The 20,683-nt window shown below is 69.7% G+C and carries 19 protein-coding genes and 1 riboswitch; of the genes, 15 read left to right on the forward strand and 4 right to left on the reverse strand.

The genetic code is table 11. The features are described from left to right. Window positions 1-2 precede the first annotated feature (2 nt). The 9 genes from murG to thiC all read left to right on the forward strand — a co-directional run bounded on the left by murG (window position 3) and on the right by thiC (window position 10,430). The gene (gene murG / locus AVKW3434_RS06905; protein WP_284405273.1) at window positions 3-1,067 is read left to right on the forward strand and encodes an undecaprenyldiphospho-muramoylpentapeptide beta-N-acetylglucosaminyltransferase; all 1,065 of its coding nucleotides are present in this window, start codon (window positions 3-5) and stop codon (window positions 1,065-1,067) included. Next, the gene (murC, locus tag AVKW3434_RS06910; protein ID WP_272567214.1) at window positions 1,064-2,497 is read left to right on the forward strand and encodes a UDP-N-acetylmuramate--L-alanine ligase; all 1,434 of its coding nucleotides are present in this window, start codon (window positions 1,064-1,066) and stop codon (window positions 2,495-2,497) included. Before murG ends, murC begins: the two co-directional genes overlap by 4 nt. Further along, the gene (locus AVKW3434_RS06915) at window positions 2,494-3,519 is read left to right on the forward strand and encodes a D-alanine--D-alanine ligase (protein WP_284405274.1); all 1,026 of its coding nucleotides are present in this window, start codon (window positions 2,494-2,496) and stop codon (window positions 3,517-3,519) included. The genes murC and AVKW3434_RS06915 overlap by 4 nt, the downstream gene beginning before the upstream one ends. Then, window positions 3,516-4,370 carry a cell division protein FtsQ/DivIB gene (locus AVKW3434_RS06920; protein ID WP_284405275.1) on the forward strand — a complete coding sequence of 285 codons (855 nt, stop codon included), beginning with the start codon at window positions 3,516-3,518 and terminating at the stop codon, window positions 4,368-4,370. Before AVKW3434_RS06915 ends, AVKW3434_RS06920 begins: the two co-directional genes overlap by 4 nt. Window positions 4,371-4,386: 16 nt before the next feature. Next, window positions 4,387-5,616, forward strand: coding sequence for a cell division protein FtsA (gene ftsA, locus AVKW3434_RS06925; protein WP_092741824.1), 1,230 nt, complete (start codon window positions 4,387-4,389; stop codon window positions 5,614-5,616). A 171-nt stretch (window positions 5,617-5,787) separates the two neighbouring features. Then, the gene (ftsZ, locus tag AVKW3434_RS06930; RefSeq protein ID WP_272549194.1) at window positions 5,788-7,014 is read left to right on the forward strand and encodes a cell division protein FtsZ; all 1,227 of its coding nucleotides are present in this window, start codon (window positions 5,788-5,790) and stop codon (window positions 7,012-7,014) included. A 145-nt stretch (window positions 7,015-7,159) separates the two neighbouring features. Next, window positions 7,160-8,083 carry a UDP-3-O-acyl-N-acetylglucosamine deacetylase gene (lpxC, locus tag AVKW3434_RS06935; RefSeq protein ID WP_284405276.1) on the forward strand — a complete coding sequence of 308 codons (924 nt, stop codon included), beginning with the start codon at window positions 7,160-7,162 and terminating at the stop codon, window positions 8,081-8,083. A gap of 22 nt (window positions 8,084-8,105) precedes the next feature. Then, window positions 8,106-8,282: a hypothetical protein gene (locus AVKW3434_RS06940; RefSeq protein ID WP_272567221.1), complete on the forward strand. Its 177-nt coding sequence runs from the start codon at window positions 8,106-8,108 to the stop codon at window positions 8,280-8,282. 45 nt (window positions 8,283-8,327) lie between these two features. Further along, window positions 8,328-8,451, forward strand: a riboswitch (TPP riboswitch). A gap of 116 nt (window positions 8,452-8,567) precedes the next feature. Next, window positions 8,568-10,430: a phosphomethylpyrimidine synthase ThiC gene (gene thiC, locus AVKW3434_RS06945; RefSeq protein ID WP_284405277.1), complete on the forward strand. Its 1,863-nt coding sequence runs from the start codon at window positions 8,568-8,570 to the stop codon at window positions 10,428-10,430. Window positions 10,431-10,490: 60 nt separating this feature from the next. Here thiC and AVKW3434_RS06950 read toward each other — a convergent pair whose 3' ends face one another. After that, complete coding sequence (locus AVKW3434_RS06950) at window positions 10,491-12,197, reverse strand: methyl-accepting chemotaxis protein (RefSeq protein ID WP_284405278.1); 1,707 nt, start codon at window positions 12,195-12,197, stop codon at window positions 10,491-10,493. 274 nt (window positions 12,198-12,471) lie between these two features. Between AVKW3434_RS06950 and AVKW3434_RS06955 the strand changes: the two genes are divergently transcribed. Further along, window positions 12,472-14,127 (forward strand): methyl-accepting chemotaxis protein, encoded by a 1,656-nt coding sequence (locus AVKW3434_RS06955; protein ID WP_284405279.1) that lies wholly within the window; start codon window positions 12,472-12,474, stop codon window positions 14,125-14,127. A 217-nt stretch (window positions 14,128-14,344) separates the two neighbouring features. Continuing rightward, complete coding sequence (locus AVKW3434_RS06960) at window positions 14,345-14,935, forward strand: RcnB family protein (RefSeq protein WP_349816829.1); 591 nt, start codon at window positions 14,345-14,347, stop codon at window positions 14,933-14,935. Window positions 14,936-14,987: 52 nt separating this feature from the next. Here AVKW3434_RS06960 and ruvC read toward each other — a convergent pair whose 3' ends face one another. Genes ruvC through AVKW3434_RS06975 form a run of 3 tightly spaced genes read right to left on the reverse strand, consistent with a single transcriptional unit; the run spans window position 14,988 to window position 17,420 of the window. Next, window positions 14,988-15,536 carry a crossover junction endodeoxyribonuclease RuvC gene (gene ruvC, locus AVKW3434_RS06965; protein WP_272567228.1) on the reverse strand — a complete coding sequence of 183 codons (549 nt, stop codon included), beginning with the start codon at window positions 15,534-15,536 and terminating at the stop codon, window positions 14,988-14,990. A 59-nt stretch (window positions 15,537-15,595) separates the two neighbouring features. Continuing rightward, the gene (locus tag AVKW3434_RS06970) at window positions 15,596-16,600 is read right to left on the reverse strand and encodes a phosphatidate cytidylyltransferase (RefSeq protein WP_284405280.1); all 1,005 of its coding nucleotides are present in this window, start codon (window positions 16,598-16,600) and stop codon (window positions 15,596-15,598) included. A 1-nt stretch (window position 16,601) separates the two neighbouring features. Next, window positions 16,602-17,420, reverse strand: coding sequence for a lysophospholipid acyltransferase family protein (locus AVKW3434_RS06975; RefSeq protein ID WP_284405281.1), 819 nt, complete (start codon window positions 17,418-17,420; stop codon window positions 16,602-16,604). Window positions 17,421-17,630: 210 nt separating this feature from the next. On the opposite strand from AVKW3434_RS06975, the gene AVKW3434_RS06980 reads away from it, so the two are divergent. The 4 genes from AVKW3434_RS06980 to AVKW3434_RS06995 all read left to right on the forward strand — a co-directional run bounded on the left by AVKW3434_RS06980 (window position 17,631) and on the right by AVKW3434_RS06995 (window position 20,633). Beyond that, window positions 17,631-18,614, forward strand: coding sequence for a Bug family tripartite tricarboxylate transporter substrate binding protein (locus AVKW3434_RS06980; RefSeq protein ID WP_272567231.1), 984 nt, complete (start codon window positions 17,631-17,633; stop codon window positions 18,612-18,614). Beyond that, on the forward strand, window positions 18,611-18,970 hold the full coding sequence (locus tag AVKW3434_RS06985) for a cupin domain-containing protein (RefSeq protein WP_272567232.1): 360 nt from the start codon (window positions 18,611-18,613) through the stop codon (window positions 18,968-18,970). Before AVKW3434_RS06980 ends, AVKW3434_RS06985 begins: the two co-directional genes overlap by 4 nt. Then, window positions 18,967-19,761: an HpcH/HpaI aldolase family protein gene (locus AVKW3434_RS06990; protein ID WP_284405282.1), complete on the forward strand. Its 795-nt coding sequence runs from the start codon at window positions 18,967-18,969 to the stop codon at window positions 19,759-19,761. Before AVKW3434_RS06985 ends, AVKW3434_RS06990 begins: the two co-directional genes overlap by 4 nt. Before the next feature lie 74 nt (window positions 19,762-19,835). After that, on the forward strand, window positions 19,836-20,633 hold the full coding sequence (locus tag AVKW3434_RS06995) for an IclR family transcriptional regulator domain-containing protein (protein WP_272567234.1): 798 nt from the start codon (window positions 19,836-19,838) through the stop codon (window positions 20,631-20,633). Window positions 20,634-20,683: the final 50 nt, after the last annotated feature.

A 20,683-nucleotide genomic window follows, 5' to 3' on the forward strand; every position in this document is an offset into this window, starting at 1 on the left:
GTATGAGCGCACCCAAAACCGCGCTCATCATGGCCGGCGGCACCGGCGGCCACATCTTCCCGGGCTTGGCCGTGGCCGAGGAGCTGCGCACGCGCGGCTGGCGCGTGCACTGGCTGGGCACGCCCGGCAGCATGGAGTCGCGCCTGGTGCCGCCGCGCGGGTTCGCGTTCGAGCCCATCGATTTTTCCGGCGTGCGCGGCAAGGGGCTGCTCACGCTGGCCTTGCTGCCGCTGCGGCTGCTGCGCGCCTTCTGGCAGTCGCTGGCCGTGGTGCGCCGCGTGCGCCCCGACGTGGTCGTGGGCCTGGGCGGCTATGTCACGTTTCCGGGCGGGATGATGGCCGTGCTGTTGGGCAAGCCTTTGGTGCTGCACGAACAGAACTCGGTGGCCGGCCTCGTGAACAAGGTGCTGGCCGGCGTGGCCGACCGTATCTTCACGGCCTTCCCCGGGGTGCTCAAGAAGGCCCAGTGGGTGGGCAACCCGCTGCGCACCGCCTTCACGCAGCAGCCCGCGCCGGCCGAGCGCTTCGCCGGCCGCACGGGGCCGCTGCGCCTCCTGGTCGTGGGCGGCAGCCTGGGCGCCCGCGCGCTCAACGAGATCGTGCCGCAGGCCCTGGCGCTGATTCCGGCGGACCGCCGGCCCGTCGTCACCCACCAGAGCGGCGCAGCGCAGATCGATGCGCTGCGCGAGCACTACGCGAAGGCGGGCGTGCAGGCCACGCTCACGCCGTTCATCGACGACACCGCGGCGGCGTTCGCCGACGCGGACCTCATCGTCTGCCGTGCGGGCGCCAGCACCGTCACCGAGATCGCCGCCGTGGGCGCGGCGGCGGTGTTCGTGCCGTTCCCCCATGCGGTGGACGACCACCAGACCGCCAATGCCCGCTTCCTCGTGGACGCCGGTGGCGGGTGGCTCGTGCCGCAGCGCGACCTCACCCCCGAGTGGCTGGCGAAGTTGCTACAAAATTCAGAGCGCGATGCCCTAGTGGATATTGCTCGGAAAGCCAAAAACATGCAAAAGATCAACGCCACCCGCGAAGTGGCGACTGCCTGCGAGGAGCTGGCATGAAGCACGCCATTCGCCACATCCATTTCGTCGGCCTGGGCGGCGCCGGCATGTGCGGCATCGCCGAGGTGCTGTTCAACCTGGGCTACGGCATTTCGGGCTCGGACCTGTCCGACAGCGCCACCCTGCGCCGCCTGCAGGCGCTGGGCATCCGCACCTGCGTGGGCCATGCGGCCGCGCACATCGAAGGGGCGGATGCAGTGGTCACCTCCACGGCGGTGCAGGCCGACAATCCCGAGGTGCTGGCCGCCCGTGAAAAGAAGATTCCCGTGGTGCCGCGCGCGCTGATGCTGGCCGAGCTGATGCGCCTGAAGCGCGGCATCGCCATCGCCGGCACGCACGGCAAGACCACCACCACCAGCCTGGTGACCAGCGTGCTGGCCGAGGCCGGGCTCGACCCGACCTTCGTGATCGGCGGGCGGCTCAACAGCGCGGGCGCCAATGCCAAGCTGGGCAGCGGCGACTACATCGTGGTGGAGGCGGACGAGTCCGACGCCTCGTTCCTCAACCTGCTGCCCGTGATGGCCGTGGTGACGAACATCGACGCCGACCACATGGAAACCTACGGGCACGACTTCGGCCGCCTCAAGGGCGCGTTCGTCGAGTTCCTGCACCGCATGCCGTTCTACGGCACGGCGATCCTGTGCGTGGACAACCCGGCCATCCGCGACATCCTGGCCGACGTGACCTGCCCGGTGACGAGCTACGGCTTCTCCGAAGACGCCCAGGTGCGCGCGGTGGACGTGCGGGCCGATGCGGGACAGATGCGTTTTCGCGTGCAGCGGCGCAACGGCGTCACGCTGCCCGACATCGACGTGGTGCTGAACCTGGCGGGCGAGCACAACGTGCTGAACGCCCTGTCGGCCATCGCGGTGGCGGTGGAGTTGAACATTCCCGACGACGCGCTGCTGCGCGCCCTGGCCCAGTTCAAGGGCGTGGGCCGGCGCTTTCAGCGCTACGGCGACATCGCCGCGCCGGGGGGCGGCAGGTTCGCGCTGATCGAGGACTACGGCCACCACCCGGTCGAGATGACGGCCACGCTGGCCGCGGCGCGCGGTGCCTTCCCGGGCCGGCGCCTGGTGCTGGCGTTCCAGCCGCACCGCTATAGCCGCACGCGCGACTGCTTCGAGGATTTCGTGAAGGTCATGGGCAGTGCGGACGCCGTGCTGCTGACCGAGGTGTATGCCGCCGGCGAGGCGCCGATCGTCGCCGCCGACGGCCGGTCGCTCACGCGCGCCCTGCGCGTGGCGGGCAAGGTCGAGCCGGTGTTCGTGGACGACGTGGCCCTGCTCGCGCAGGCGATCGTGGACAACGCCCGGGATGGCGACGTGGTGCTGTGCATGGGCGCGGGCTCCATCGGCGCCGTGCCGGCGAAGGTGGTGGAAATGCTGCAGAAAGAAGAAGCGCCAGCGTTGGCGGAGGTTGCGCGATGAGCCACGAAGACACCCCTGCCATCGACGTGCGCGCCCTGGGCAAGGTCGCGGTGCTGATGGGCGGCTCGTCCGCCGAGCGCGAGGTCTCGCTGATGTCCGGCGGCGGCGTGCTGCAGGCGCTGCGCGCCCGCGGCGTGGACGCGCATGCGTTCGACCCGTCGCAGACCGACCTGTCCGAGCTGCGGCACGGCGGCTATGCGCGCTGCTTCATCGCCCTGCACGGCCGCCATGGCGAGGACGGCACGGTGCAGGGCGCGCTCGAACTGCTCGGCATTCCGTACACCGGCCCCGGCGTGATGGCGTCCAGCATCGCGATGGACAAGATCATGACCAAGCGCATCTGGCGCTTCGAGGGGCTGCCCACGCCGGACTGGCGCCTGGTGTCGAGCGCCGCCGAGACCGCGCAGGCGCTGCAGGCGCTGGGCGCGCCGATGATCGTCAAGCCCTCCCGCGAAGGCTCCACCATCGGCCTGACCAAAGTGACCTCGCCCGGGCAGTGCGAACAGGCCTACCTGCTGGCCTCCCGCTACGACCCCGAAGTGCTGTGCGAGGAATTCATCGAAGGCGACGAGACCACCTGCCCGGTGCTGGGCCAGGGTGCGGATGCGCATGCGCTGCCGGTGATCCGCATCGTGGCGCCGGCCGGCAACTACGACTACCAGAACAAGTATTTCACCGACGTCACGCAGTACCACTGCCCGAGCGGCCTGCCCGAGGCCGAGGAGCGCGAGATCCAGCGCCTGGTGGTCGAGGCCTTCCGCACGCTGAAGTGCCGGGGCTGGGCGCGCGCCGACATCATGATCCGCGCCAGCGACCGCAAGCCCTTCCTGCTGGAGATCAATACCTCGCCCGGCATGACCGGCCATTCGCTGGTGCCCATGTCGGCCCGCGCCAGCGGCGTGAGCTATGAGGCGCTGTGCCTGCGCATCCTGGCGAGCGCCTCGCTCGACGGGCTGCAGGGCCATGCCGGCGCCGGCGCCACCATCCACGCCACCCCCACGGGAACCCCGGGAGCCGCATGACCGCCTCGCTGCCCGCACCGCTCGACGTCAAGCTCATGAACCTGACCGCCACGGTCCTGTTCGTGGGCTGCGCCGCGTTCGTGCTGGTGGTGGGCGGCTCGTGGATGCTGCGCCATCCGGCGTTCGCGATCGGGCGCATCGTGGTGCAGGGCGAGCTGGTGCACAACAACGCCGTCACGCTGCGGGCCAACGTCGGGCCGCACCTGGTGGGCAATTTCTTCACCGTGGATCTGCGCGCCGTGCGCGAGGCGTTCGAGCAGGTGCCCTGGGTGCGCCACGCGATGGTGCGGCGCGAGTTTCCCAACAGCCTGCGCGTGGAGCTGCAGGAGCACGACGCCGCGGCCTACTGGGGCGCCGAAGAGGGCTCCACCCTGGTCAACAGCCAGGGCGAGGTGTTCGAGGCCAACGGCGACGACCTGGACGCGGACGACCTGCCCCGCCTGCAGGGCCCGCAGGGCCAGTCGCTGGAGGTGCTGCAGATGTACCACCGCCTGCAGCCGGTCTTCGAGCCGCTGGACACCAAGGTCGATGCGCTGGAGCTCACCGGCCGCGGCGGCTGGCGCGCCACGCTGAACAGCGGCGCCGTGGTGGAGCTGGGCGGCGGCACGCCGCAGGACGTGGTGCAGCGCACGCAGCGCTTCGTGCGCACGCTGGCGCGCGTGGCGGGCCAGTACGGGCGGCGCGCGGACGCGCTCGAATCGGCCGACCTGCGCCACGCCGACGGCTATGCGCTGCGGCTGCGCGGCGTGACCACGGTCAATGGCGACGCCCCCAAGGCGGCCGCCCGGGCGCCCGCGCGCACTGCGCCGCAGCGCGCGCGCCCCGCCAGAACAACAGGGCAGAACCACTGAGGGCAGGACACAGAATATGGCAAGAGAATACAAAGACGTGGTCGTGGGGCTGGACATCGGCACCGCCAAGGTGATGGCGGTGGTGGCCGAGGTGCTGCCCAATGGCGAACTCAAGCTGGCCGGGCTGGGCGTGGCGCCCAGCAACGGCCTGAAGCGCGGCGTGGTGGTGAACATCGACGCCACCGTGCAGAGCATCCAGCAGGCGTTGAAAGAGGCCGAGCTGATGGCCGACTGCAAGATCCAGCGCGTGTACACCGGCATCACCGGCAGCCACATCCGCGGGCTCAATTCGAGCGGCATGGTGGCGGTCAAGGACAAGGAAGTCACCCAGGCCGACGTGGCGCGCGTGGTGGAGACGGCCAAGGCCATCAACATCTCCAGCGACCAGCGCCTGCTGCTGGTGGAGCCGCAGGAATTCGTGATCGACGGGCAGGATGTGAAGGAGCCCATCGGCATGAGCGGCATCCGCCTGGAGGCCAAGATCCACATCGTGACCGGCGCGCAGAGCGCGGCCGAGAACATCATCAAGTGCGTGCGCCGCTGCGGGCTCGAGGTGGAGCAGCTCATGCTGAACCCGCTCGCCTCCAGCCAGGCCGTGCTGACCGACGACGAGCGCGAGCTGGGTGTGGCGGTGGTGGACATCGGCGCGGGCACGACCGACGTGGCGATCTTCACCGGCGGCGCGATCCGCCACACGGCCGTGATCCCGATCGCGGGCGACCTCATCACCAGCGACATCGCCATGGCGCTGCGCACGCCCACCAAGGACGCCGAGGACATCAAGGTCGAAAGCGGCTATGCCAAGCAGCTGCTGGCCGACCCCGAGGCGCAGGTGGAGGTGCCCGGCCTGGGCGACCGCAGCCCGCGCATGCTCAGCAAGCAGGCACTGGCCGGCGTGATCGAGCCGCGCGTGGAGGAGATCTTCTCGCTGGTGCAGCAGGTCATCCGCGAGTCGGGCTACGAAGAGGTGCTGTCCTCGGGCATCGTGCTCACGGGCGGCAGCGCCATCATGCCGGGCATGGTCGAGCTGGGCGAGGACATCTTTCTGAAGCCCGTGCGCCGGGGCATTCCCAAGTATTCGAGCGCGCTGGCCGACATGATCGCCCAGCCGCGCGCCGCCACCGTCATGGGCCTGCTGGAAGAGGCGCGCCTGGCGCGCCTGCGCGGCTTCAAGGTGGCGCAAAAGAGCGGCTCGGTGAAGACCGCGTTCGGCCGCTTCAAAGATTTCATCGTGGGGAACTTCTGACATGTTGTCCCCTCAGCACTGGCTCGCTCGCGCCGGCCCCGATGCGCTGTTCTGGCAACGATGGCGGGGCACCGGCCCCCCTTTCGTGCCGCGGGCCGCGTCCCACCCGATTCCAACCATCCAGCCGTTTTGGCCCCATGCAATTCACGTGAAAGACTAGGAGCACCCACCATGACCATCGAAATGATCGAAGCCGAAGAATTCAATCAGGGCACCCAGATCAAGGTGATCGGTGTCGGCGGCGGCGGCGGCAATGCCGTCGCCCACATGATCGCGCGCAATGTGCAGGGCGTGGAGTTCGTCTGCGCCAACACCGACGCGCAGGCCCTCACGCGCAGCCCCGCGCACCGCACCATCCAGCTGGGCGGCAGCGGCCTGGGCGCGGGCAGCAAGCCCGACAAGGGCCGCGACGCCGCCGAAGCGGCCGTGGAAGACATCCGCAGCGCCATCACCGGCGCGCACATGCTGTTCATCACCGCCGGCATGGGCGGCGGCACGGGCACCGGCGCGGCCCCCGTGATCGCGCGCGTGGCCAAGGAGATGGGCATCCTCACCGTGGGCGTGGTCACCAAGCCCTTCGACTGGGAAGGCGGCCGCCGCATGGCCAATGCCGACAACGGCCTGGCCGAGCTGGAAGCCAACGTCGATTCACTGATCGTCGTGCTCAACGAGAAGCTGCTGGAAGTGCTGGGCGACGACATCACCCAGGACGAGGCCTTCGCGCATGCCAACGACGTGCTCAAGAACGCCGTGGGCGGCATCGCCGAAATCATCAACGAATACGGCCACGTCAATGTCGACTTCGAAGACGTGCGCACCGTGATGGGCGAGCCCGGCAAGGCCATGATGGGAACGGCCACGGCGGCCGGCCCCGACCGCGCCCGCATCGCCGCCGAGCAGGCCGTGGCCTGCCCGCTGCTGGAGGGCATCGACCTGTCGGGCGCCAAGGGCGTGCTGGTGCTGGTGACGGCCGCCAAGGGCAGCCTGAAGCTGTCCGAGTCGCGCCTGGCCATGAGCACCATCAACGCCTACGCCTCGCCGGACGCGCACGTGATCTACGGCGCTGCCTACGACGACAGCCTGGGCGAAGAGATCCGCGTGACCGTGGTGGCCACCGGCCTGTCGCGCCAGAACGCACGCCGCCAGCCCATCTCGGTGGTGCAGGGCGGCCTGCGCACCGGCACGGACAACGTGGCTTACCAGATGCCCATGGCCGGCGCGACGCTGGGCGCGGGCCTGGTCGGTGGCGGCACCGCGCAGGCAGACTACGGCAACATGTCGGTGCCCAGCGTGTGGCGCACCAACCGCACGCAGGCGGCCGCCCGCGTGGACGCGCTGTCCTCGGGCGGCATGGACGACCTGGAAATCCCCGCGTTCCTGCGCAAGCAGGCCGACTGACGGGCAAGGCCCTGCGGGCCTTTCTTGTTCACAACACCGCCATGTTCCGCAAGGGGCTGGCGGTTTTTTCTTGTGCGCGTGGGCCTATTGCCCCCATAGCGGCAGCGATGCCCCATGATGGGGCCTCCCCCTCTAAAATCGACCGATGCTCCAGCAACGCACGATCAAGACCCTGACCCGCGCCGTCGGCGTGGGCCTGCACAGCGGCCAGCGCGTCGAATTGACGCTGCGCCCCGCCCAGCCCGACACGGGCATCGTGTTCCGCCGCGTGGACCTGCCCGAGCCGGTGGACATTCCCATCACCGCCATGGCCGTGGTGGACACGCGCATGGCCTCCACCATCGGCGTGGGCGGCGCGAAGGTGCACACGGTCGAGCACCTGATGTCGGCTTGCGCGGGCCTGGGGCTGGACAACCTGTACATCGACATCACGGCTGAAGAGGTGCCCATCCTCGACGGCTCCTCCGCCTCGTTCGTGTTCTTGCTGCAGAGCGCCGGCGTGGAGCTGCAGCAGGCGCCCAAGCGCTTCATCCGCGTGACGCGCCCGGTCGAGGTGCGCGAGGGCACGGGCCCGAGCACGAAGTGGGCGCGGCTCGACCCGTACCACGGCTACAAGCTGCGCTTCGAGATCGACTTCGCCCACCCGGCGGTCGATTCCACCGGACAGAGCGTGGAGTTCGACCTCGGCTCCGGCAACTACACCCGCGATATCGCGCGCGCGCGCACGTTCGGCTTCACCAAGGACGTGGAGATGATGCGCGCCAGCGGCCTGGCGCTGGGTGGCGGGCTGGACAACGCCATCGTCATGGACGACTACAAGGTACTCAACAGCGACGGCCTGCGCTACGACGACGAGTTCGTGAAGCACAAGATCCTCGATGCCATCGGCGACCTGTACCTCGTCGGCAAGCCGCTGCTGGCGGCCTACAGCGCGTTCCGCTCGGGCCACGCGATGAACAACCTGCTGCTGCGCGAACTGCTCGCGCAAGAGGACGCCTGGGAAATCGCCACGTTCGACAACGAGCGCCAGGCGCCCGCCGGCTTCGCCCAGCCGGTGGCCGCGTGGTAGGGCGGCGCAGGGGCTTCGCGGCATGCTGATCTTTCGCTGGATCGCCACCCTGCTGCTGCTCATGGCAGCGGTGTCGTTCGCGTTCTACGTGGGCACGGGGCAGGCGCGCTACAAGCGCTGGGGGCTCATCATCCTGAAGTGGACGGTGATCGCCGGCTTCGTGTTCTTCGCCGTGCTCATCCTGGGGCGCATCGCCTGACCGGCACGGAGGGATGGCGGCGGGCGAGGGGGCTGGCCTATACTGGCGCCTGCTCCGGGGTGTGCTGATGCGCTGAGATGCGGGCGGCCTGACGAATGTCAGGCTGGCTTGCGAACCCGACGAACTTGATCCGGTTCATACCGGCGGAAGAAGAGCCGACCTCCCGTGACCGTGCCCGCACCCGCGTGGCACGCACCGCTTCACCAGGCGCCCTGCGCCCGGGTTCCAGGCACAGGTCCATTTCCGGAGCAGCCCCACCGCCCCCGGAAACAGGAGACCTGCCCCATGAACGCACCCGAACCCCTCGCCCGCGAAAAATTCGCCGAACTGCTCGCGCTCACCCGCGCGCCCTTTCCCGCATCGCGCAAGGCCTACCTGCCCGGCCACACGCACGCGGACCTGCGCGTGCCGGTGCGCGACATCGCGCTCACCAACGGCGAGCAGGTCAGCGTGTACGACACCTCCGGCCCCTACACCGACCCCGAGGCCGTGATCGACGTGCGCCAGGGCCTGGCCAGCGTGCGCGGCGGCTGGATCGCGGCGCGCGGCGACGTGGAGCACTACGAGGGCCGCCCGCCCGTGGCGCTGGACGATGGCCAAAAGAGCGAGGATGCCGCCCGCCTGGCCCAGCTGCGGGCCGAGGCCGCCGCGCTGCAGCGCCAGCCGCTGCGCGCCAAGAGCGGCGCCAACGTGACGCAGATGCACTATGCGCGCCGCGGCATCGTCACGCCCGAGATGGAATACGTGGCCATCCGCGAGAACGGCCGCCGCGAATGGATGGCGCAGTACATGCAGGATGCGGGCCGCGAGCAGCGCCTGATGGGCAACCCCATGGGCGCGAGCATCCCGAAGATCATCACGCCCGAGTTCGTGCGCGATGAAGTGGCCCGCGGTCGCGCGATCATTCCCGCCAACATCAACCACCCCGAGGTGGAGCCGATGGCGATCGGGCGCAACTTCAAGGTCAAGATCAACGCCAACATCGGCAACTCGGCCGTCACCTCCAGCATCGAGGAAGAAGTGGAAAAGCTGGTGTGGGCCATCCGCTGGGGCGCCGACAACGTGATGGACCTGTCCACCGGCAAGGCCATCCACACCACGCGGGACTGGATCGTGCGCAACTCGCCGGTGCCGATCGGCACGGTGCCCATCTACCAGGCGCTGGAGAAGGTCGGCGGCGTGGCCGAAGACCTGACCTGGGCCATCTTCCGCGACACGCTCATCGAGCAGGCCGAGCAGGGCGTGGACTACTTCACCATCCACGCGGGCGTGCGGCTGGCCTACATCCACCTCACGGCCCAGCGCCGCACCGGCATCGTCTCGCGCGGCGGCTCCATCATGGCCAAGTGGTGCATGGCGCACCACAAGGAGAGCTTCCTGTACGAGCACTTCGAGGACATCTGCGACATCATGAAGGCGTACGACGTGTCGTTCAGCCTGGGCGATGGCCTGCGGCCCGGCTGCGCGTCCGATGCCAACGACGAGGCGCAGTTCGCCGAACTGCACACGCTGGGCGAACTCACCCAGACCGCCTGGAAGCACGATGTGCAGACCATGATCGAGGGCCCCGGCCACGTGCCCATGCACATGATCCAGGCCAACATGACCGAGCAGCTCAAGACCTGCCACGAAGCGCCGTTCTACACGCTGGGCCCGCTGACCATCGACATCGCCCCGGGCTACGACCACATCGCCAGCGCCATCGGCGCGGCCATGATCGGCTGGATGGGCACGGCCATGCTGTGCTACGTGACGCCCAAGGAGCACCTGGGCCTGCCCGACCGCGACGACGTCAAGCAGGGCATCATTGCCTACAAGATCGCCGCGCACGCCGCCGACGTGGCCAAGGGCCACCCCGGCGCCCGCGCGCGCGACGACGCGCTCTCCCAGGCGCGTTTCGATTTCCGCTGGCAGGACCAGTTCAACCTGGGCCTCGACCCCGAGACGGCCCAGGAATACCACGACGAAACGCTGCCGAAAGACAGCGCCAAGGTCGCCCACTTCTGCTCGATGTGCGGCCCCAAGTTCTGCTCGATGAAGATCACGCAGGAGGTGCGCGAGTTCGCCGCCAAGGGCCTGCAGGAAAAGGCGGTGGAGTTCCGCGGCACGGGCGGCGAGCTGTACGTGCCGATCCAGCCGGTGGGCTGATCGCCCTTCATGGGCGCAGGGCGCGCCGCCTGGCAAGGCGGAGGCGTGCCCTGGCGGACCTCAGGCGTGGCCCAGGCGCAGGGCCCGCACCGCAGGGACCGTTGCGGGCAAAGGCGCCGGCACGGGCGCGGAGAGGCGTTCCGCCGATTCGCTGGCCGCCGAGGAGTGCGGCAGCGCGAAGCGGCTGATCACCGACGACAGGTCGTGCGCCTGCCCGCGCAGGCTTTCCGCCGCGGCGGCGGATTGTTCCACCAGCGCCGCGTTCTGCTGCGTCATCTCGTCCAGCCGCGACATGGCGGCGTGGATGGCCGCGATGTCCTGGTTCTGCGACCGGGTGTGGCTGCGGATCTCGCCCATGGTTTGCGCCGTGTGCTGGATGGTGGAGACCACGCGCTCCATCGTGCGGCCGGCGTGCCCGGCCAGGCTGGCGCCCGAGGCCACCTGCTGCACGGACTCGGCGATCAGCGCCTTGATCTCCTTGGCGGCCTCGGCCGAGCGGTTGGCCAGGCTGCGCACTTCGGATGCCACCACGGCGAAGCCCCGGCCCTGGTCGCCGGCGCGCGCGGCCTCCACGGCGGCGTTCAGCGCCAGGATGTTGGTCTGGAAGGCGATGGAGTCGATCACGCCGGTGATGTCGGCGATGCGGCGCGAGCCCGTGGCGATGCGGTCCATGGTGTCCACGACCTGCGTGACCACGCCGCTGCCTTCCTGCGCCACGCTGGCGGCCTGCGAGGCCAGGGCTTCCGTGCGCTCGGCGGACGCCGCCGCATCCGCCACGCGGCGGGTGACCTGCTCCAGCGAGGCCGCGGTTTCCTGCAGCCGCGCGGCGGCCTCCTCGGTGCGGTTGGACAGGTCGGCGTTGCCGCCCGCGATGTCGGTCGAGGCGGCGCTGATGCTCTGCCCCAGGGTCTGCACGCGGTGCACCAGGCTGCGCAGCGCGCCCTGCATCACCGACAGCGAGGTGAGCATGCGGCCGGTTTCGTCGCGTTCGTGGCCGGCGATGTCCTGGCGCAGGTCCAGCCCGGCCACGCGGTCCGCCGTGGCGCTGGCGATGGCGATCGGGCGGGTGATGCTGCGCACCAGCCACAGCGCCAGCAGGGTGCCCAGGGCCAGCGACAGCGCGCCGAAGGCCACCAGCGCCCAGCGCGCCATGCCGCTCAGGCGCGCGACCTGCGCCGCCGCTTCGTCGATGTCCTGCCGCTGCGACTGCGAGAGCGCTTCGAGCGCCTGGAGCAGCGCCGTGGCCGAGGGCAGGAAGCGTTCACCGTAGACCTTGCGGATGCGCTCGGTGAGGCCCGAATCGCGCGCGGCCACCAGCTCCGTCCGCGCGGCCAGAAAGGTGGCGCCCATGGTGCGCACCTGCGCCACCTGCTGCATGTCCTCGGTGCCTTCGAGCCGCCGGGCCAGTTGGGCGACCAGCGCGTCGTACTGCTGCTGGGTGCGTGCGATGTCGGCGCCGAGGATCTCGCCCACCTCGGGTTCGGAACTCAGTGCCACGGCCTTGTAGCGCTCGGCGTTGATGGCCTGCAGCCGGTACGCATCGGCCACCAGGCGCTCGGTCGCGACGCTGCGCTGCACCATGGCGTCCGTGGCGCGGCCGATGTGGTGCAGCGACCAGATGCCGATGGCCGAGCCCACCAGGCTCAGCGCCAGGACGGCGAGAAAGACAGTCAGCAGGCGCTGGCTCAGTGAGCCGGTGCCCGGCCGGGCGGCATTGGGGGCAGGGGATTCGTGGGACGCGGGAGATGCAGTGAAGGGGTGTGCCATGTGGAGTCCGAAGGTATGGCGGGCGCCATGGCGGGGCCGGAAGGCGCGGGCCGGCGCGGTCGCGATGGCAGTGACTTTGCCCTCTATTTGTGACAATTTGTTTTCCACTGCACGGTGTGAGGGCATGGCGCCGCGTGTTGGCCCCTCGGTGAATACCCCGTCGGCTATTGGCAGGGCGCCGCATATAGTGATCGCCGATGCGGCCCACGAGGCCGTGTTTTTTTGGTGGCGTGGTTATTGCTAACGCTCAAGTAACATTTTGTAGAGGAGAGCCATGAACGCTCTGGGCCGCCTGTCGATTCGCACCCGCCTGTATTTCGGGACGATCTTTTCCTTGGTGCTCCTCGTCGTCATCGGTGCCATGGGCTATCTCGCCCTGGACCGGACGCGGGACACGTTGCAGGTGCTGTTTTCGCAGCGCGTGCAGACCCTGACCGACATGGCCGAACTGCGCACCACACTGGGGAATCTGCGCCGGGCCGAGAAGGACATCATCATCAACTTCAACAACTCGGTCGAAGTGTCGGCCCTGCGCGACAGCTGGGGCAAGACGCTCGCCGCGCTGCGCAAGAGCCTGGCCGACGTGCGGCAGGCCCAGGCGGGGGATGCCGCCTTCGTCGAGGGCATCGACAAGTCGCTCGCCGAGATCAAGCAGTACGAGGCCGGCATCTCGCCCATCTTCGAGCAGATCGAGCGCGCGCAGATCGACGGGGCTGGGGGCGGCGCCTATGCCGACCGCCTCAAGCAGCACATGGAGGCCACCGACCAGCTGTTCGCCAGCCTGGCCACCACCGCGCGCCAGCAGATGGAGGAGGCGCGCCAGGGCGTGGAAGCGCGCACGGCCTTCATGTCGGCCGCGATCGGCGGCGGGCTCCTGCTGGGGCTGGCGGTGCTCATTCCGCTGACCTTCTTCAGCGTGCGCTCCATCACGCAATCGCTGGCCCAGGCGCGCGATCTGGCCGAGCGCATCGCCAGCGGCGATCTGTCGCACGAGGTGCATGCCACGCAGCAGGACGAGGTGGGCCAGTTGGTGACCGCCATGGGCCGCATGCAGGACTCGCTGCGCGGACTGGTGCGCCAGGTGCAGGAAGCGTCGGGCAGCATCTCCACGGCCAGCACCGAGATCGCCTCGGGCAACCACGACCTGAGCCAGCGCACCGAGCAGACGGCGGCCAACCTGGAAGAAACCGCGTCGTCCATGGAGCTGCTCACCAGCACCGTGCAGCAGAGCGCGCAGTCCGCGCGCCAGGCGAGCGAATTCGCCACCACCGCGGCCGAGGTGGCCGCGCGCGGCGGCGCCGTGGTGTCGCAGGTGGTCAGCACCATGGGGCAGATCACCGACAGCTCGCGCAAGATCGCCGACATCACCGGCGTGATCGATTCCATCGCCTTCCAGACCAACATCCTGGCGCTGAACGCGGCGGTGGAAGCCGCCCGCGCCGGCGAGCAGGGCCGCGGCTTCGCCGTGGTGGCCAGCGAGGTGCGCAGCCTGGCGCAGCGCAGCGCCGAGGCGGCCAAGGAGATCAAGGGCCTCATCGGCTCGTCGGTGGACCGCGTGGAAGACGGCTCGCGCCTGGTGAGCGAGGCTGGTGCGACCATGAACGAGATCGTGGGCAGCGTGCGCCGGGTGTCGGACATCATTTCCGAGATCACCGCCGCGTCGTCCGAGCAAAGCGACAACATCGGGCAGATCAGCCAGTCGGTGAGCCAGCTCGACCAGATGACGCAGCAGAACGCCGCGCTGGTGGAGCAATCCACCGCCGCATCGGAATCCTTGCGCGACCAGGCCAACCAGCTCACCCAGGCCGTGAGCCAGTTCAAGCTGAGCGATGCCGCCGAAGCCCCTGCGGGCCGGGTCGCCGCGCGTTCCCCTGCCGGCGTGCCGTCGCCCGCAGTGGCGCAGCAAGCCAAGGCGTTGCAGCTGCACTGAGCATCGTCGACGGGGGCGGTGCAGGGTGGGGCTCCCTGCGCTGCCCACTCCTATCCCGCGCCTGGCCCCCGCTGATGCATTTCGTTGCCGGTGTGCAGCGCGTGCAAACCTGTGGCAACCGCGGGAAAACCTCCGGTAAAGCAGGGCCGCCCCGGGACCGGGGGGCGGCAAATTGCGGCACCATGCGGGCATGTTCAACCTTTTCGAAAGGCTGGAAATGTCGCGAGACGCTTCGACCCTGCATTCCTTCCCCGGCTGTTCTGCCGCCGCGGGAACCCCCATCACCGCTTCGACCGCTCCCACACCCCGCCGCCTGCAGGGCCTGGCCGCCGCGTGCGTGGCCGTCCTTCTGGGCGCGGCATCGCTGGGCGCCGAAGCCCAGCCGCGCGACGACCGGTACGAGCAGCGACATGGCCAGCGCCACGGCGGCCGGCACGACGACCGGGGCCGCGACGACGCACGCCACGGCGACCGCCGTCACGACGACCGCCGTGGCCCGCCGGCCTACCGCCACCCGGGCCCGCCGCCGCAGGCCTACCACGGCGGCCCGGTGTACCGGCCCGGACCGCCGATGGCGCACCCCGGCCATCCGCAGATGCACGGTCGGCGCGGCGTCGGCCCGCAGCACAACTGGTACCGAGGCAGCCGCGTGCCGCCCATGTACCGCTCGCACCATTACGTGGTGAACAACTGGCGCCACCACCATCTGGCTCCTCCGCCGCGGGGATACCACTGGGTGCAGAACGGGCCGGACTACCTGCTCATCGCCATCGGCACCGGGGTGATCGCGCAGATCGTCTTCCAGTAGGCCGCTGGCCTGCACCTGGGCCGAGGGGCCCGATGCCGGCGCACCCCGCCGGTCAGTAGCTGCGGCCGCCCTTGTACATGGCGTGCTGGCGCCGGTTGAGCGTGGCCGCCTCGCCCAGGCGCGCCATGGCCGCCCCCGCATGCGCGTGGGTGATGGCCATGCCCAGCGCATCGGCCGCATCGGAGCCGGGCAGGCCCGGCAGGTGCAGCAGCCGCCGCACCATCTCCTGCACCTGGGTCTTGGCGGCCCGGCCGTGGCCGACCACGGCCTTCTTCATCTGCAGCGCGGTGTACTCGGCCACCGGCAGGTCGCTGGCCACCAGGGCGGTGATGCAGGCGCCCCGCGCCTGGCCCAGCAGCAGGGTGGACTGGGGGTTCACGTTCACGAAGACGATTTCCACCGTGGCCACGTCGGGCTGGTAGCGCGCCACCACTTCGGTGATGCCGTCGAACAGCACCTTGAGCCGGCCCGGCAGGTTGCCCAGCGCGAGCGCCGTGGTGCGGATCGTCCCGCTCGCGACGTAGCTCAGCGCGTGGCCGTCCACATCCACCACGCCGAAGCCGGTGGTCTGCAGGCCGGGGTCGATTCCCAGGATTCGCATGTGCTCACTTATTCATAGCATCGAGGGCAATAAGTTCTAGGGCATGGGGTCGATTTCGCCTACAAGCCGAAGTACCAGCGCACGGAGTGGAAGAACACCGGCGCCGCAAAGCACAGCGCGTCCACCCGGTCCAGCAGCCCGCCCGCACCCGTGACCGACTGGCCCTGCATGCCCCAGCTGGTGATGCCGCGGTCGCGCTTGAGCGCCTTCATCACCAGGTGGCCCAGGCTGCCCGCCAGGCACGCCAGCAGGGCCATGCCCAGCGCCTGCCCTGGCTTGAACGGCGTGATGAACGACAGCATGACCCCGGCCACGCCGCCCACCGCCACCCCGCTGGCCCAGCTCAGCCACTGGAAGCTCTGGCTCACCTGCGGCGCCACCGGCTTGTGGGGGAACCGGCGGCCCAGCAGGTGCTGGGCGATCACGCCGGCCTGCACCACCACGACCAGGAAGAACACCAGGAAGGCGCCCTTGCCCTCGTAGCCCGGAAAGTCGAGCAGCAGCAGCGCGGGCACATGGCTCATGCCGTACACGCACACCATGATCCCCCACTGCAGCTTGGCGTTGCGCTCCAGGAAGCGCTCGGGGTCGTTGGCGAGCGCGCTGGCCACCGGCAGCGCGAGAAAGACGTACACCGGGATGAACACCGTGAACAGGTCGAACTTGCGCGTGCCTACGATGATGAACTGCAGCGGCAGCACCACGAAGAAGGCCAGCACCAGGCTGCGGTGGTCGCCCCGGCGCGTGGGTGAGAGCGTGATGAATTCGCGCAGCGCGAAGAACGCCACGATGGCGAAGAGCACGGTGGCCACGGTATCGCCCAGGGCCCAGCCCACCCAGAACACGGTGGTCATGAACCACGAGGTCTTGAGCAGGCTCCAGAAGCGCCGCCATTCCTGCTGGTGCGCCTCGTGCTCGGCCTGGTCCTGCACGCCGGTGCCGCGCGCCTCGCGCAGGGTCTGGAAGAAGGCGTAGAGGGTGACCAACGAGAGCAGCCCGAACATCGCGACAAAGAGCGCGCCGATCTGCTGCGTGGTGGTGAGGTTGCGAAGGAAGTCGTTCATCTCAGACCTCCCGCAGCGCGATGACGGCGCGGCGCGCGCGGTCCAGGAACGGGCGGCGCTCCTCGCCGGGCTCGACCTGGATCGGGGCGCCGAAGGTCACCGAGCACAGGATGGGCACGGGCACCACTTCGCCCTTGGGCATGACGCGCTGCACGTTGTGGATCCAGGCCGGCACCAGCACCGCTTGCGGGAACATCAGCGCCAGCTTGTACAGCCCCGACTTGAAGGGCTGGGGCTCGTCGCCGTGGCCGCGCGTGCCCTCGGGAAAGATCACGATCGAATCGCCGCTGGACAGCGCCTGCACCAGCGGGGCCAGCGGGTCGTCGGGCGCGAGCGCGGCGCGCAGGGCTTCGGGCGTCGGCGGCGCGGGTTCGGCGGCCGCTTCGTGGGGTGCCGGGACTGGGGCCTCCACCGGCGATCCGCTCTGCGGAATGTAGGCCGCGTTCAGGGCGGTTTGGCCGTCCACCGGGGCCGGCGGGGCGGGGTTCAGGGCGGCCGTTTCGGCGCCGGGCGCCGCCGCTGGCGCCGCGGCAGGTGTGCCCGACTGGCGGTCCACGTACACGGCGTTGAATACCGCCGAGGTGAGCCAGTGCCGGAAGGGCGTCTTGGTCCAGTAGTCCTTGGCGGCGATGGGGCGGGTGATGCTGCGCAACTCCTGCGGCAGCGCGGCCCAGATCATCACCAGGTCGGCGTGGCTCTGGTGGTTGGCGAAATAGATGCGTTGCTCGGCCTTGGGCGGGCAGCCGTACCAGCGGGCCTGGGAACCGGTGAGAAATCGCACCAGCCCGAGGAGGAAAAGGCTCATCAACTTGGAAAGCATGGCGGCGATGATACGGGGGCGTGGCAAAGGGGCCGCGCCGGCCTGCACCGTGGGCCGGCGGGGCCCCGCCACGGGCCGGCCGCGCACCGGGAAGATTCGTTCTGCGAAGTGGAATTTTCCAAGTTCGCGCTTCCCTTTCGCGAGGCCACTTCTAGACTGTCCGTACCGCTTCACCGCGGCGATTCCGCTAAAAAAGCAGGGAGTTTCTCCATGAACGTTTCGACCACACGCCGCCAGGCCCTGGTTCTGGGTGCCTCGGGCGCCTTGCCCATGCTGGCGAGGGCGCAGGCCGGCGCCGACTTTCCCACCCACCCCGTGCGCCTGATCGTGCCGTTCGCGCCGGGCGGCTCGACCGACATCCTCGGGCGGCTGCTGTCCAAGCACCTGTTCCCCGCCAGCGGCCAGCCGATGGTGGTGGAAAACATGGCCGGCGCGGGCGGCAACCTGGGCGCCGCGCTGGTGGCCCGGTCCCCCGCCGACGGCTACACCCTCGAGATCGGCGCCATGTCCACGCATGCCATGAACGGCAGCCTGTACAAGCAGTTGGCGTTCGATCCGATGAACGATTTCGACACCGTGGCCATGCTGGCCTACGCGATCAACGTCATCGCCGTCTCGCCCAGCGTGCCGGCGCGCACCTTCCCCGAACTGCTGGCCTACATCCGCGCCAACCCGGGCAAGCTCAACTACGCCTCGGGCGGCATTGGCACCCACAACCACCTCACGCTCGCGCTGCTGGCCAAGACGGCGCAACTGGACATCGTGCACGTGCCCTACAAGGGCGGCGGCCCGGCCGTCGCCGCACTGCTGCAGGGCGAATGCCAGATGTTCGCAGGCGGCGCCTCGCTGCTGCTGCCGCATGCGCAGGCCGGCAAGGTGCGCCTGATCGCCGTCACCGAAAAGACCCGCTCCGACCTGCTGCCCGACGTGCCCAGCGCGGCCGAGACGCTCAAGGGCTTCGAGGTCACCAACTGGTACGGCGTGTTCGCGCCCAAGGGGCTGGACGTGGCGCGCCGCGCCCTCATCAACCACGAGATCAACCGGGTGACCGGCCTGCCCGAGGTCGCCGAGCGGCTCAAGGGCCTGGGCATGGTGCGGGCGCCCGTGGACCCGGTTCAATTGCGCGAGATCCTGCAGGCTGACTACCGGCTGTGGTCTTCCACCATCAAGTCGCTGGGAATTTCCTCCGAATGAACGCCCCACACCCCCTGCCCATGGCGCTGAACAGCGTCGATTGGAATGCGATGGAATGGAAGCCCGTGCGCCACGGCATCGAACGCAAGGCATTCGGCAGCGAGCACGTCACGCTCGCGCTGCACCGGCTGCTGCCGGGCCACGAGCCACGCCCGCATTCCCATCCCCATGAGCAGGTGGTGTACATCCTGGCGGGCCAGATCGACTTCTACGTGGAGGGCCAGGTGGTGCGCCTGGGCCCGGGAAGCCTGCTGGTGGTGCCTCCCAACGCCATGCACCACGGCATCGTGGTGGGCGACGAGCCGGTGCTCAATCTCGACGTCTTCACCCCCGCGCGCCCGGAATACCTGGCATGACGGCGGCCCGCCCCGGCGCCGCCGATGAGGCCCCGTCCCTGCGCGAGCGGCTGGTGGCGGGCGATTTTCTGTTCGCCACGTTCGTGAAGACCACCTCGCACCAGACGGTGGAGGTGCTCGCCGCCACGGGCCTGGACACCCTGGTGCTCGATGCCGAGCATGCGCCCTTCGGGCCGGAGAGCCTGGACCGCAGCCTGCTCGCGGCGCGCGCGTGCGCCCTGCCGGTGCTGGTGCGCGTGCCCTATCCGCGCGGCGCGGCCATCCAGCAGGCGCTGGACATGGGCGCGGCCGGGGTGATGGTGCCGCACGTGGACTCCGCCGCCATCGCGCTCGAAGTCGTGCGTGCGGCGCGCTACGGCGGCACCCGGGGCTATTCGGCCTCGCCGCGCGCCGGCGGCTACGGCCAGCGGAGCATGGCCGACCACCTGCGGCTGAGCGACGCGCACACCGCGGTGATCGTGCAGATCGAAAGCGGCGAGGCCGTGGCGCAGGCGCGGGAGATCGCGGCCGTGCCGGGCGTGGACTGCCTGTTCGTCGGGCCGGCCGATCTGGCCGTGTCCCTGGGGGCCGACGGCCCGGGCGATCCGCGCGTGGCCGAGGCCATCGCCCGGGTGTGCGCCGCCGGGCGCGCCGCGCAATGCGCCGTGGGGTGCTTCGTGTCCGATGCCGCGCAGGTGGCCGGCCTGCGGGCGCTGGGCATCGCTTTCTTCGTCGTGGGCTCCGACCAGGCGCTGCTTCGCGCCGCGGCACGGCAGGCCATGGCGGGCGCGCTGGAATCCATCGCCGCCTGACTCCCCTGGTACTACATATTGCGCGGGGTGTATGGCGTGCGCCATACTGCCCAACCCGAGACCGAGAGAGAAACATGAGTACCGAAGTCCGTTCCGTGCAGCGAGCGCTGCTCATCCTTCGCGTGATGAATGAGCGATCCACCTGGAGCCTGCAGGAGTTGCATCAGCGCACCGGCCTGGCCAAATCGACCCTGCACCGCCTGCTGAGCACGCTGGAGTCCGAGAAATACGTGCGCAGCGATCCGCACGCCTATGGGCAATACCAGCTCACGCTCGCCGTGGGCAACCTGAGCAGCGGCATCAACGAAAAGCTGCGCCTGGCCGAAGTGGCGGCGCCGCTGATGATCGCCACCACGCGCCAGATCAAGTGGCCGCTGTCCCTGGGGGTGATCGAAGGGCACCAGATCCGCGTGGTGTTCTGCACCATGCCCTACAGCCCGTACGCGATCCGGCCCTCCAGCCTGGGGCGCCGCTACGAGCTGATCCCGTCCGCGCTGGGCCGCACCTACCTGTCTTTCTGCAGCCGCGCCGAGCGCCGCATCCTGGTGGAGTCGGCCAACCTGAATGGCGACGAAAGCCAGAAGATCACCGACCTGTGGGCGATGCGCAAGATCGTGCAGCAGACGCGGCGCCAGGGCTATGCCATCCGCCACGCGCGCAGCAATGCCGAGAGCACCGCCTTCGCGGTGCCGGTGTTCGGTGGCGGGGTGCTGCGCGGCACGCTGGTGTATTCGACGTTCGCCAGCCAGATGGACGAGCGCATGCTCAAGCGTTTCCTGCCCCTGGTGCAGGCCACGGCGGACCGCATCGGGGAAGAGGCGGCCATCATGCCCGGACAGTTGGGCGAGGCGCTGAACGGCCCGCACGTCTGACCTGGCCGCTTTGGCAGCGGTGCTGCTGCTGCCGCCCCGCTCGTCCCCAC

The organism is Acidovorax sp. SUPP3434, from assembly GCF_030159015.1.
Classification (GTDB): domain Bacteria; phylum Pseudomonadota; class Gammaproteobacteria; order Burkholderiales; family Burkholderiaceae_C; genus Paracidovorax.

Coding starts and splice junctions, on each gene's coding strand:
- AVKW3434_RS06985 (WP_272567232.1), top strand. CDS start 18,611: ATGAACGCCCCACACCCCCTGCCCATGGCGCTGAACAGCGTCGATTGG.
- AVKW3434_RS06955 (WP_284405279.1), top strand. CDS start 12,472: ATGAACGCTCTGGGCCGCCTGTCGATTCGCACCCGCCTGTATTTCGGG.
- AVKW3434_RS06975 (WP_284405281.1), bottom strand. CDS start 17,420: ATGCTTTCCAAGTTGATGAGCCTTTTCCTCCTCGGGCTGGTGCGATTT.
- ftsA (WP_092741824.1), top strand. CDS start 4,387: ATGGCAAGAGAATACAAAGACGTGGTCGTGGGGCTGGACATCGGCACC.
- AVKW3434_RS06915 (WP_284405274.1), top strand. CDS start 2,494: ATGAGCCACGAAGACACCCCTGCCATCGACGTGCGCGCCCTGGGCAAG.
- AVKW3434_RS06980 (WP_272567231.1), top strand. CDS start 17,631: ATGAACGTTTCGACCACACGCCGCCAGGCCCTGGTTCTGGGTGCCTCG.
- AVKW3434_RS06960 (WP_349816829.1), top strand. CDS start 14,345: ATGTCGCGAGACGCTTCGACCCTGCATTCCTTCCCCGGCTGTTCTGCC.
- AVKW3434_RS06995 (WP_272567234.1), top strand. CDS start 19,836: ATGAGTACCGAAGTCCGTTCCGTGCAGCGAGCGCTGCTCATCCTTCGC.
- ruvC (WP_272567228.1), bottom strand. CDS start 15,536: ATGCGAATCCTGGGAATCGACCCCGGCCTGCAGACCACCGGCTTCGGC.
- AVKW3434_RS06920 (WP_284405275.1), top strand. CDS start 3,516: ATGACCGCCTCGCTGCCCGCACCGCTCGACGTCAAGCTCATGAACCTG.
- murG (WP_284405273.1), top strand. CDS start 3: ATGAGCGCACCCAAAACCGCGCTCATCATGGCCGGCGGCACCGGCGGC.
- lpxC (WP_284405276.1), top strand. CDS start 7,160: ATGCTCCAGCAACGCACGATCAAGACCCTGACCCGCGCCGTCGGCGTG.
- AVKW3434_RS06950 (WP_284405278.1), bottom strand. CDS start 12,197: ATGGCACACCCCTTCACTGCATCTCCCGCGTCCCACGAATCCCCTGCC.
- ftsZ (WP_272549194.1), top strand. CDS start 5,788: ATGACCATCGAAATGATCGAAGCCGAAGAATTCAATCAGGGCACCCAG.
- murC (WP_272567214.1), top strand. CDS start 1,064: ATGAAGCACGCCATTCGCCACATCCATTTCGTCGGCCTGGGCGGCGCC.
- AVKW3434_RS06940 (WP_272567221.1), top strand. CDS start 8,106: ATGCTGATCTTTCGCTGGATCGCCACCCTGCTGCTGCTCATGGCAGCG.
- AVKW3434_RS06970 (WP_284405280.1), bottom strand. CDS start 16,600: ATGAACGACTTCCTTCGCAACCTCACCACCACGCAGCAGATCGGCGCG.
- AVKW3434_RS06990 (WP_284405282.1), top strand. CDS start 18,967: ATGACGGCGGCCCGCCCCGGCGCCGCCGATGAGGCCCCGTCCCTGCGC.
- thiC (WP_284405277.1), top strand. CDS start 8,568: ATGAACGCACCCGAACCCCTCGCCCGCGAAAAATTCGCCGAACTGCTC.